The 10,549-nt window shown below is 69.0% G+C and carries 12 protein-coding genes; 7 read left to right on the top strand and 5 right to left on the bottom strand.

The features are described from left to right. The coding region (locus ABZ749_RS19480) for a M1 family aminopeptidase (protein WP_357229659.1) at positions 1–677 on the top strand (677 nt) is incomplete at its 5' end. A 206-nt stretch (positions 678–883) separates the two neighbouring features. Here ABZ749_RS19480 and ABZ749_RS19485 read toward each other — a convergent pair. Beyond that, positions 884–1,942, bottom strand: coding sequence for a Glu/Leu/Phe/Val dehydrogenase dimerization domain-containing protein (locus ABZ749_RS19485; protein WP_357229661.1), 1,059 nt, complete (start codon positions 1,940–1,942; stop codon positions 884–886). 47 nt (positions 1,943–1,989) lie between these two features. Between ABZ749_RS19485 and ABZ749_RS19490 the strand changes: the two genes are divergently transcribed. The 5 genes from ABZ749_RS19490 (at position 1,990) to ABZ749_RS19510 (ending at position 7,198) form a co-directional block, all read left to right on the top strand. Beyond that, positions 1,990–2,508 carry an Lrp/AsnC family transcriptional regulator gene (locus tag ABZ749_RS19490; protein WP_357229663.1) on the top strand — a complete coding sequence of 173 codons (519 nt, stop codon included), beginning with the start codon at positions 1,990–1,992 and terminating at the stop codon, positions 2,506–2,508. A 243-nt stretch (positions 2,509–2,751) separates the two neighbouring features. Continuing rightward, positions 2,752–3,324, top strand: a complete 573-nt coding sequence (locus ABZ749_RS19495) for a sigma-70 family RNA polymerase sigma factor (RefSeq protein ID WP_357229665.1) — start codon at positions 2,752–2,754, stop codon at positions 3,322–3,324. A gap of 74 nt (positions 3,325–3,398) precedes the next feature. Beyond that, complete coding sequence (locus ABZ749_RS19500) at positions 3,399–4,466, top strand: hypothetical protein (protein WP_357229667.1); 1,068 nt, start codon at positions 3,399–3,401, stop codon at positions 4,464–4,466. A 289-nt stretch (positions 4,467–4,755) separates the two neighbouring features. After that, positions 4,756–5,784 (top strand): hypothetical protein, encoded by a 1,029-nt coding sequence (locus ABZ749_RS19505; protein ID WP_357229669.1) that lies wholly within the window; start codon positions 4,756–4,758, stop codon positions 5,782–5,784. Positions 5,785–5,962: 178 nt separating this feature from the next. Then, positions 5,963–7,198: a hypothetical protein gene (locus ABZ749_RS19510; RefSeq protein WP_357229671.1), complete on the top strand. Its 1,236-nt coding sequence runs from the start codon at positions 5,963–5,965 to the stop codon at positions 7,196–7,198. A 194-nt stretch (positions 7,199–7,392) separates the two neighbouring features. Here the strand turns inward: ABZ749_RS19510 and ABZ749_RS19515 are convergent, their stop codons facing one another. From ABZ749_RS19515 to ABZ749_RS19530, 4 genes are all read right to left on the bottom strand, one after another. Further along, a complete protein-coding gene (locus ABZ749_RS19515) occupies positions 7,393–7,890 on the bottom strand; it encodes a VOC family protein (protein WP_357229673.1) in 498 nt (165 codons plus the stop codon). Positions 7,891–8,172: 282 nt separating this feature from the next. Continuing rightward, complete coding sequence (locus tag ABZ749_RS19520; protein ID WP_357229675.1) at positions 8,173–8,865, bottom strand: class I SAM-dependent methyltransferase; 693 nt, start codon at positions 8,863–8,865, stop codon at positions 8,173–8,175. Then, entirely contained in the window at positions 8,862–9,545 is a 684-nt protein-coding gene (locus ABZ749_RS19525) for a DUF2064 domain-containing protein (protein WP_357229677.1), read from the bottom strand. The genes ABZ749_RS19520 and ABZ749_RS19525 overlap by 4 nt, the downstream gene beginning before the upstream one ends. Next, complete coding sequence (locus ABZ749_RS19530; protein WP_357229679.1) at positions 9,542–10,216, bottom strand: glycosyltransferase family 2 protein; 675 nt, start codon at positions 10,214–10,216, stop codon at positions 9,542–9,544. The genes ABZ749_RS19525 and ABZ749_RS19530 overlap by 4 nt, the downstream gene beginning before the upstream one ends. 145 nt (positions 10,217–10,361) lie before the next feature. Here ABZ749_RS19530 and ABZ749_RS19535 point away from each other — a divergent pair, with 145 nt between their 5' ends. Further along, positions 10,362–10,499: a hypothetical protein gene (locus ABZ749_RS19535; RefSeq protein WP_357229681.1), complete on the top strand. Its 138-nt coding sequence runs from the start codon at positions 10,362–10,364 to the stop codon at positions 10,497–10,499. Positions 10,500–10,549 lie beyond the last annotated feature (50 nt).

Raw genomic sequence — 10,549 nt, forward strand, 5'->3', positions numbered from 1 at the left:
TGGTGCAGCGCGCGGCGATCCCACCGGCGCTGCGGAGGAATGTCGACCACGACTTCGGCCGACACGGCGAGATCATGTCGACGCTGCAGCGGCTCTTCGGGCCGTACCCCTTCCGGGAGTACGTCGTCGTGGTCGCCGACGACGACCTCGACGATCCCGTCGAAGCGCAGGGCATGGCGGTCTTCGGACGGAACCACGTCGACGGACGGCGGACGCACGAGCGGCTTGTCGTGCATGAGCTGGCCCACCAGTGGTTCGGCAACAGCCTCACCGTGGCGGACTGGCGCCACATCTGGCTCAACGAAGGCTTCGCCACCTACGCCGAGTGGCTCTGGTCCGGCGTCTCCGGCGATCTACCGACGGACGCCATGGCCGCGCAGTGGTACTCGTGGGTCGCGGCTCGCCCGCGAAACGTCATCGTCGCCGACCCCGGCGTCGACCGGATGTTCGACCCACTCGTCTACAAGCGTGGCGCGCTCACTCTGCACGCCCTGCGGAAAAGGGTCGGTGACAACTCGTTCTTCGCGCTCCTGCGAGCCTGGGTCGCCGAGCGCCGGCACGCGACGGTGACGACCGGCCAGTTCCGACTGCACGCTCAGCGCTTCGCCCGCGAGCCCTTGGACGACCTGTTCCGTGCCTGGCTCGAAAGCCCGACGCTGCCTCCACCACCTCGCTGACCAGGCCCACCCGACCGCCGGCACTACGCAGATCACCTCCCTGATCGGACGTTGCCGTCAGCGAGGAGTCACGACGACCGTCGTACGCCAGGGCTGCGGGAACCTTTCACGCAGGCCGCAGGTCTGGCACGAGTCGGATACCGGTGTTCGGGCCGCGTCGAACGGCGGCGGTTGACCGTTGTCTCGCGGTCGGGTGGCGGCCGGGGTCAGGGGCGGCCGTGCTCAATCTGGTGTCGGGCGTGGGAGCGGGCGGCGGCGGCCGGGGTCGAGCCGGCGGCGCGGGCGGTGCGCAGGATGTCCGTGAGGGTGTCGGCGATGCCGTGGACCCGGGCGGTGGCCTGGGCGGACGTTTCCCGGTGCAGCTCGATGGCGGTGGCGTGGATGATGCCGCCGGCGCTGACGATGATGTCGGGTGCCCAGAGGATGCCGTGCTGGTGCAGCAGGTCGGCGGTGGCCGGGGTGTCGAGTTGGTTGTTGGCCGGTCCGGCGATCACGGCGCAGCGCAGTGTCGGCACTGTGTGCGGGGTGAGCAGACCGCCGAGAGCAGCGGGGACGAGCACATCCACGTCGGCGGTCAGGCAGTCCTGCGGGCTGGCCCAGGCGGCACCCGCTGTGTCGGCGAGCGTTCGCCTGCCCTCGTCGGTGTCGGCGGCCACCAGGGTCGCGCCGGCGTCGGCCAGTATGCGCAGCACGTGGCTGCCGACGCGGCCGAGGCCGAGCACGGCGAAGCTGCGCGTGGACAGGTCGGCTGACCCGAATCGCTCGGCGCACAGGGCATGCAGCGCGGCGACGACGCCGACGGCGGTGTGGCCGGAGGAGTCACCGCTGCCACCGGCCTGCACCGGTCGGCAGAACGCATGCGGGGTCCGCTCGGCGATCGTGACCATGTCGTCCGGTCCGGTTCCCACGTCCGGGCCGGTGGCATAGGCGCCGTCCAGGCCTGCGATGACGTCGCCCGCGTCGTGCAGCACCGCCCGACGGGTGGCCGCGTCAAGTGTCCTGCCCGGGGGCAGGGCGATGACGGTCTTGCCACCCCCGTTGGGCAGCCCGGCCAGCGCGCACTTGTCCGACATCGCGGCCGACAGCCGCAGCGCGTCGGTGAGCCCGTCGCGCCAGTGCGGGTAGTGCGCGAGCCGGCAACCGCCGATGGCCTGACCGAGCGCGGTGGAGTGCACCGCGACGACGATCGGCAGGCCCGACCGTACGCCCCGCCTGAGGACGACGTGTTCGTGCATGGACTCGGTGTCGAGGTGGGTCGCGACCATAACGGCTCCTGTCATGTACTCGCCGGAACGAGATCGACAGTAGGCAGGTGCGCGGCACTGAGCGGCTCAAAGCGAACAACGTTCGGAGAACTGGCAAGATTTCGGTCGTGGACGAACTTGATACGGCGATCATCCAGCACCTGCAGACACATGCGCGGCAGACCAACCGCGAACTGGCCCGGGCAGTAGGCATCGCGCCGTCCACCTGCTTGGAACGCGTGCGCTCACTACGGGAACGCGGCGTGATCACCGGCTACCACGCCGAGATCAGCCTGGCCGCCCTCAACCGCGGCGTCCAAGCATTGCTGCACGTTCAGGTCCGGCCCCTGAGTCGCACCGTCATCGACGGCTTCAAAAAATATGCGATGGAGTTGCCCGAGGTGCTGTCGGTGTACGTCGTGGCCGGCGGCGACGACTTCCTCGTCCACGTCGCCGTACCCAGCGTCGACGGCCTGCACTCCTTCCTCATGGACAAGTTCAGCGGACGCCGCGAGATCGTCGGGTTCCGCAGCTCCGTCATCTATCAACACGCCCGAAAGCAGGTCATCGAACCGCTTGACCCGTAACGCTCGTTCTGTGCGCCGATGCCTACGTCGCCCACCTGACCAGCTCGCGAGCGGTTAGGAGCACATCAGGGAGTCTTCCGGGCATCATGGCGGCACGGGGCGGGGCGACCTGGGATTGACTTCGGCGGCCAAGCCGCGGAGCAGGTGAGGCGACAACACGCTCGCCGTCGGACCTCGGCACCTGAACACTTTCCCGCCTGATCGGCAATGTCAGGTTGAAGCGCGGATTTGCCGAGGAGGGCCATGGCTTCGGATGCGGATTTGATAGGCCGGTCGCTGGATGGCGATGTCGACGCCTTCGTAGAGGTGGTCGAGCGTCATGAGGCCGCCGTCGGTTCGTACCTCGTTCGCCGGGCGGGGCGGGATGCGGCTGAGGACCTTCTGGGCGAGGTGTGGGTTGCGGCGTTCGAGTCGCGGCGCTCGTACGACCGGTCGTACAACGATGCGCGGCCGTGGCTGTACGGGGTGGCATTGAATCGCTTGCGGCGCTACTGGCGGTCCCGGCCGGCCGAGGACCTGGTCGCGGACGTACCGGACGTGGCTACTGGATCGGATCCGTGGTCGGCGGTGGACCTCGGCGTGGACGCCCGGGCGGTGCTCCGGTCGGCCCTGACGCGGCTCAAACCGGAAGAGCGGGAGGTTCTGAGGCTCGTCGCCTGGGAGGACCTGACCGCAGCCGACGCCGCGCGGGCACTCGGCATACCGGCCGGCACCGCGCGGCGGCTGCTGAGCCAGGCCAGGACGGCATTGCGCGACGCCCCGGGGGTGTCCGCGCTTCTGAAGGACCGCAACAGCGCGAAGGAGAGACACCGATGACCGACGAGCTCGATCTGGTCGGTGCGTTGGGCAGCGCAGAACCACTACGCCCGGAGGCGTACCAGCGGGCGCGGATGGTGCTGCGGGCGGCTATGGCCGACCCCGGAACCGTGCGGCTGCTGGGCGCGATGGCAGCGGCGGACACGACTATGGAGGCGACCTCAACCATGGAAACGACGACAACCACGCGGGACCACGAGTCCAGCCCGGCGCCTCAGCGCCGCCGCGGGATCGGTCTCGCGGGTCGATTGGGCATCGGCGCTGGGGTGGGGGTTGCCGCTGCGGCGGCAGTCGTCGCTGTGGTGCTCAGCTCGTCGGCGACCGGGGGCACGGAGGCCAGCAAGGATTCGTCGGCCGCCACCTCAAGCTCGACCACCGTCGACGGATCAGCCGAGCAGGCGCCGCTGATGACCCTGGCCGGGTCCATCAAGACGCTCACCCCGTCGGCGGGCGACGCGTGGCTGGTGAAGGCGACGCAGGTCCACGGCACCAAGACCATGCAGGTCGTGTACACGCTGTACACCGACGGCCACGCGATCTATACGGGCAACAGTGTGAAGGACATCAAGCGTGCGATCGCCCGTCATCAGGATCAGATGACGGACGGCGGCTACGCTCCGCTCCTGAAGGCAGCCGTCGCCGCGGCGGACAGCAGCCCGACCGACGGCCGGACCCAGATGCTCAAGGCAGCCAAGGACCCGCTGGTGGGCCTCGACCCCGCAGCGCAGAAGGCGGTGTGGGACAAGCAGCAGGCGGACGCCCAGGTGATCATCAAGCAAAAGGGCGGCAACGCCAAGCCGAAGCCGTACAGCCCCCAGGCAGTTCAGCGGCACTTCGACAACGCCCTATGGACATACAGCACCCAGGCGCTGTCCGCTGGCGACGGCAACACGCAGGTCCGGGCCGGTGTGCTGCGTCTGCTGTCCACCATCGCCGCGGTCAGCGTCAAGGACTCGACCACCCACGGCAAGGCCACGCTGACGATCACCGCCGGCCCCGAGGTGTTCGGCGGCGGGGTCAGCGAGGTGCTGACCATCGACGCCACGACCGGCATGCTGGTCAAGAACGTCTCCACCGTGCCGGGCCTCCCCCGGTCCTTCACGACGTACGAATCCTTCCGCGTGACGACGGCCGACCTGTAGGCCGGCAACTCGAACCCAACAGCTTTCTGCAGACGGGCGTAACGCGCCCAGCGTTCGATAACGGTGCGGGCCACCTGGAGGCGGCCCGCACCGTCGTTCTGTTGTTCGCACGGCCAATGTCTACCCGACAGAAGGCTGCTCACCATGCGGCTGGTACAGACCATGGGGGCATCAGCCGGCATTAACATTCACTTGCCTCGAACTACGGTCCGATTCGGGTCATGGCCGGCAATTCGGCCGACGCGGCGCCCTCCCGGGCGCCTTTCCTCAACTCTGAAGGAGTCGATACGTGCGGAAAGCATTCAGCATGCTCGTGGCGCTGCTGATCATCACCGGCTCCGCGCAGGCCGCGCAGGCGGATGCGGGCCCGGTGACGAGACTGACACTGACGAGCGGGAACAACTTCTACTCAAGAGTCGAGGAGCGCCTGCTGAGCCGAACGGTCACGCTCTCGGCCGGAGAGTCGAGGCACGTACGGGGGCGCCTTGAGGCGACGAGCAGCGTCACGCAGATCGTGGCGATGAACAACACGCTCAAGTGCGTGGACGCGGGCGGCACCGTGGTCGGCACCACCTCAACGTCGTCCCGCAACCACGAGGGCTCGGACACCACGTACTACGCCACGCCTGGGCATCTGCCCATCTACGCCGACCTGCTGTTCACCGCGCCGTCGGCCGGCACCTACACCTGCGGCCTCTACGGATACACGGCCTCCAGCTCGCTCACCGATTACCATCTGACCGCCGTCGCCACCAACACCTGGCTCGAGGTGAGCGACACCAACCAGGTGGGCGCACGCTGGTGGCAGAACCCCTCCTGCAACAGCACCGGGACGTCCAGCACCTGCACCTACGTCGGCGCGGGCACCTCCACGGCCTGGGTGTTCTACAACGACGGCACGCCCGTGTACAAATGGAACGCGCACAGCAACGCCACCAGCGTCCAGGCGCTGGCCAATCTCGAGCTCACCACCTGCTACACGGGTACCGCCTCGTGCAGCAGCAGCGTCGACGCCCACGAGATGCCGCGTGGCACGAACGCTGTGGTGGATGTGCGCTTCGAGATGATCCAGCTGGACACGACGGCGCACACCTGTCGCACGACGAGCACGGCGACGTCCCGCAAGACGATCCGCGACGACGCGCACCACTACGTCGCGAACTTCGCCCTGTCCGGCATCCCGGTCGACCCGACCTGCGGCACCCGTAACTTCATCATGCGGATCTTCGTGCAGCACGTCTCCGGCAACCCGATCAAGATCGACGGCGTACAGAGCACCACGTCGCTCACGAACGGCATCGCCATGAACATTTTCTGACGGGTCGCACAGTCGTACACCGGTCCAGGAGCCCCCGCGTGGGGGCCCTGGACCCGTTCGTGTCTGGACGAATGAAACAAGTCAGACTATGTCGTTTATCAATGCGTGGGACATCGCCGCCGCGATCGGGACTATACGATCACCGCACCATCCGGGCACCTTCCACTAAGGAGGCTCCATGCGTAAAAGCATGGTGTTGCTCTGCTGCCTAGTCACCACGATCGCGGTCACATCGTCCCCCGCTCAGGCGAAGGAGTCTTCGGCCGGGCCGGCCCCGCAACCCGGCTTTGCCGCAGCAGTCGACGTCGAGGCGATGACCGCGCAGTTCCACCGACTGGAAGCCGCTGCCGCCGCGCACCCCGACGGCGCGGGCGGCACCTACTTCGACGAGGTGACCGGTCAACTGGTCGTCCGCCAGGTACAGAACGCCGAAGGTGCCCGGCTTCGCTCCGCGGTCGGCTCCCGCTCGCGACAGGCGGGAGAGGTCCCGGTCCGGTTCGAGACCACTGCGGTACCGATCAAACGGCTGGAAGCCGCAGCCGAGCGGCTGGCAAACAGCCGCGCCTGGGCTGGCTCTCACGCCGCCAGCGTTGACCGTGTGAAGCTGGACCGCCTGGCCGGAGAGGTCGTCATCCACGCTTCCGGGGACGCGGACGCACTCGTCGCCGCCGCCGTCAAGGCGACCGGCGTGACTCCCCGGGTATCGGTCTCGCAGGCCGGGATCACGCCCGCCAGCCGCCGGGTTGACACCATCCCGTACTACGGCGGGTTGGCGATGTTCAACTACAACGTCACCGCTGCGGGAGACAACCCGCGTACCGTGAACGCGTACTGCACGACCGGCTTCCGGATGACTCGCGGGGGAACGAACAGCAACTGGGTGACGACCGCGGGGCACTGCGGTGCCAATGGCACCACCTTCTGGCACAACGGCGGCTGGAACCTCCGCGTCAGCTCGAACTACCTGGCCCTGGGCACGGACGTCTCCATGGTCGCCGGCGAGAACGGGGCCTACTTCAGCCGGTACTCCTGGTTCGGCGAGCGCGACACGTCGACAGCCAACCCGGTCACGGCGAAGCTGACCGGGTGGCCCGCCATCGGCTCCGCCGTCTACATCTCCGGCTCCAACGGCGGCCTGGTGTACGGCAGGGTCACCGACACCGGCAACACCGGATGCACCGGCTCCCCGGTGGTGGAGGTCGACACCGTCACCGGACACGCGCAGGACGGTCCCGTGCTCGGCGGTGACTCGGGCGGGCCGGTGACGAGGTGGAACACCGCCACCTCAGCAACGAACGACCTCGTCGCCGAGGGCAGCGTCACCTGTTCCGACCGTAGCAGTTACGCCGAGTTCGACCCGATCCACCGCATCGAGGCGGCGACGGGCTCCGTCGTCGTGGTCGCCGGCACCTGACAGAAGCTGGTGCGGGCGGTGTGCTGACTGACGCCGCCCGCACACCACCGCGACGTTCTCACCGCCCAACGCCGCGAACGCGCACCCGTGCGCCGGCGCAGGTGCATGTCGTGCCAGCCGTCCGCATGGCGAGCCTCGCTGCGCTTCGCGGGTCGCAGCCAGGTCACTCGACGGCAGGGCAGGCAACCCTCAGGTCACACGTCGGCTTCGAGAGCGAAGGTGTTGCCGTCCGGGTCCTGGAACCACGCGATACGTCCACCTCCGGCCCGCGCGGTGATCCCCTTGGCGTCGTGCTCGAGCTGCTCGTAGCGAACGAACTCGACGCCGGACGAGGAGAGCTCCTCGACAATCTGGTCGATGTCGTCGACGTACCACGTCGCCAGCGTCGCCGGGGTCTTCCCGGCAGTGACCGACTGGTACACGTTCAACGCCGGCCCGCCACCGGAACCATAGACGCGGCTGCCGTCGGCGATGGTGGCGCTGGGGCCGGACCGCAACGCCCGCAGGCCCAGCGCGCCTTCGTAGAAGGCCACGGCCTTCTGAATGTCGGACACGGCGACCGAGGCTCTGAGGTGGTACGCGCTCAAGGGCATGAACCACTCTGGCAGATACCCCACGAATCGTGGCGCCGAACCGACGACCTGTCTCGGGTCCTGGCCTTCGACCAGGCCGTCTTCGCCGGCCAGTTCCAATCCGGCAGCTACGGGGCACTGCACCTGCGCCGGGATACCGCCACGGCCACCGTCGCATCGATCGTGGCCAGCAGGCTCCCGGCTCTACCGGGTCGACATGTTTCACCGGCGAGGCCCAGGCCGCGCGGGCACGATGATCCCCGGCGGGCCGCAGTGCTCATTGGCCAGGGTGTTGCTGGGTCACATCTTTCCCGCCCGGGTCTCTGGCCTCCCCACAACGGCTGGGCCTGCCTCCTGCGGCCAAGCAACGGACTTGCCGGCTGGTGTGCGCCGGTACTGACCTCAGTTGGTGGGGAAGACCGCGCCAGAGCAGCCTGTGGCCAACTCGCCGAACCAGCGGCGATCGTGGCAGAACACCTCGCGGACCGTGAGCCCGGCGGCAGCGGCCACCCCGGTGACCGCCATGGTGTCGAGCCGGGCCCACCGGAACGGTGGCCCGAGGCGTGATCCACCGCCGGCGACCTGGAGGGCAAGTTGGGCTTGACCGCGCCACAGTCCTGGGCCTGGCGGTTCGAGTTCGACGAGCACGGTGCCGCCGGGGCGCAGGAGGTCGTGGCAGCGGCCGAGGAGGGTGACGGGGTTTCCGCCGATGCCGATGTTCCCATCGATCAGTGCCACGTGTGCCCAGCGCCCCTCGGCGGGCAGTGGGGCGAAGACATCTCTGTGGAGGGCGATCGCGCCTCGGGCTCGGGTCAGCCGGACCGCTTGAGCCGAGATGTCGACTCCAACCGCTGTCAGCCCGGCCCGGGTGAGCGCCAGTGTGAGTCGGCCTGGACCGCAGCCCAGGTCGAGCGTCGGACCGGTGCACCGGGCGACGAGTGCGGCCACCGCCGGTTCGGCCGGGCCGTGCCACCGGCGTACCGGCAGGCGGGTGCGCCAACCGTTGTCGCCGTGCACCAGCCAGCGGTCGCCGGTGCGGCGACACAGCGCGCCAGCGAACGCCTCGGTCGGTCTGGGCCGGACGCTGCGGCTCATGGTGCGATCCCGGACGTCAGGCTGCGTTGGACCGCCGCGACCTGACGCGCGAAGCGGCTATCGCCGGGATTCGACGCAGCCACCGCCAGCGCGTCGGCCCACTCGTCGACGTCTCGAAGTGGGTTCAGGCAATCGACGCGCAAGCCCCACTCACGCAAGGCAGCGATGGTGTGGTGTCCGGTCAGTGCGGTGGACATCGGAACCGTGCGCAGCACGGCGGCGTACCGCGGGTCGTGCAGACCCAGAGCCCACCACCCGCCGTCCATGGCGGGGCCGAGGACGGCGTCGCCCAGGCTGAGGCGATGGACGGCTGCGTCGAGTTGCGCGGGGGTCAGCTGCGGCGTGTCCATGCCGATCTGAAACACCGACCGACCAGGGTAGGCGTCAGCCACGTCGGCGTGGGCGTTGGCCAGACGGTCGCCGAGGTCGGTTCCGCGCTGCGGCAAGATCTGCCAGCCGGCGATTGCCGCGGTCAGCTCGGCGGCTTCTTCGGCGTCGGCCAGCCGACCGTGCAGGGCGAGGACGGGTGTCACGCCGGGTGTGGCGCCTACGGTGTCCAGACTGTCCAGTAGCGCTGCGGCGGCGATCCGGGCCGCTTGGAGGTGGCTGGCCGGTGGGCAGAGACGGGTCTTCACCACCCCGGGCACGGGTGCCTTCGCCATCACCAGCAGAACGGTCACCGCGACCGTTCCACCGTGCGCAGGACCCCGGCGAAGTCCCGGGTCGCGCGGAGCGTGCCGCGTAGCGAGCCGGAGACCTTCGACCGGGTGCCGGCGGCGCGGTGCGAGTACCGCACATCGAGCTCCCGGATCCGCCAGCCTGCGGCAGCGGCGCGAATGAGCAGTTCCAACGGGTATCCGAAGGCTCGGTCGGTGACTCCGAGGCCGAGCAGAGCCTCACGGCGGGCCACGCGAATCGGGCTGAGGTCGCGCAGCGGTATGCCCCGGTGCCGCAGCAGCGCCGCGACCAGCGCGGTGCCGGCTCGGGCATGCCACGGCCAGACGCCGGCGGCAACGGGCCGGCGACGACCGACCACCAGATCGGCCGATCCGCTGGCCACCGGAGTGACCAGCGCCGGGAGTTGTGTCGGATCGAAGGAGCCGTCGGCGTCGAGCACACAGACCAGTACGGACTCGGCCGCCTCCAAGCCGGCGTGTACGGCCGCGCCGTAGCCCCGGCACGCTTCGTGGACGACCCGGGCGCCGTGCCGGGCCGCAACCTCCGCTGAGCCGTCCCGGGAGCCGTTGTCCACCACGATCGCCCGGTATCCGGGTGGCAGTGCGGTCAGTACGCCAGGTAGTGCCGCGGCTTCGTCGAGACACGGCAGTACCACGTCGATCGGTGATGGCATACCGGAAACGCTAGGACGCCAAGCCTCCCGGCATGGACGGAATCGGACCATCAGCATCTTCGCCAGCGTCGTTCGCTCATCGAACGGTGGTGTCCTGCCGGTTTCCGCTCCTCAGGGCCGGCGATGGCCGTACCGTCCGCTCGTTATGAAAGTGCTCGCGCCCCTGCGGCGGGGACCGGAACTGCCCGCCCGACGCGTCGACGCCGACCTGGTGGTGCTCGGCGTCGAGGTGGCGTTGGTCGCCGTGGCGGTGGCGGTGGGCGATCGGAAGTGCGTCGTGTAGTGAAAGAGAGTCGTGTTGCATGTTTAGATATCGGTGGTAGCGGTAACAAT

The organism is Micromonospora sp. NPDC047753 (assembly GCF_040642735.1).
Lineage (GTDB): Bacteria > Actinomycetota > Actinomycetes > Mycobacteriales > Micromonosporaceae > Micromonospora.

Bases quoted from the DNA above. Each gene is read 5' to 3' on its own strand.
- ABZ749_RS19485 (WP_357229661.1), bottom strand. From the start codon at position 1,942: ATGGTCGCGACCCACCTCGACACCGAGTCCATGCACGAACACGTCGTC.
- ABZ749_RS19495 (WP_357229665.1), top strand. From the start codon at position 2,752: ATGGCTTCGGATGCGGATTTGATAGGCCGGTCGCTGGATGGCGATGTC.
- ABZ749_RS19500 (WP_357229667.1), top strand. From the start codon at position 3,399: ATGGTGCTGCGGGCGGCTATGGCCGACCCCGGAACCGTGCGGCTGCTG.
- ABZ749_RS19510 (WP_357229671.1), top strand. From the start codon at position 5,963: ATGCGTAAAAGCATGGTGTTGCTCTGCTGCCTAGTCACCACGATCGCG.
- ABZ749_RS19520 (WP_357229675.1), bottom strand. From the start codon at position 8,865: ATGAGCCGCAGCGTCCGGCCCAGACCGACCGAGGCGTTCGCTGGCGCG.
- ABZ749_RS19530 (WP_357229679.1), bottom strand. From the start codon at position 10,216: ATGCCATCACCGATCGACGTGGTACTGCCGTGTCTCGACGAAGCCGCG.
- ABZ749_RS19535 (WP_357229681.1), top strand. From the start codon at position 10,362: ATGAAAGTGCTCGCGCCCCTGCGGCGGGGACCGGAACTGCCCGCCCGA.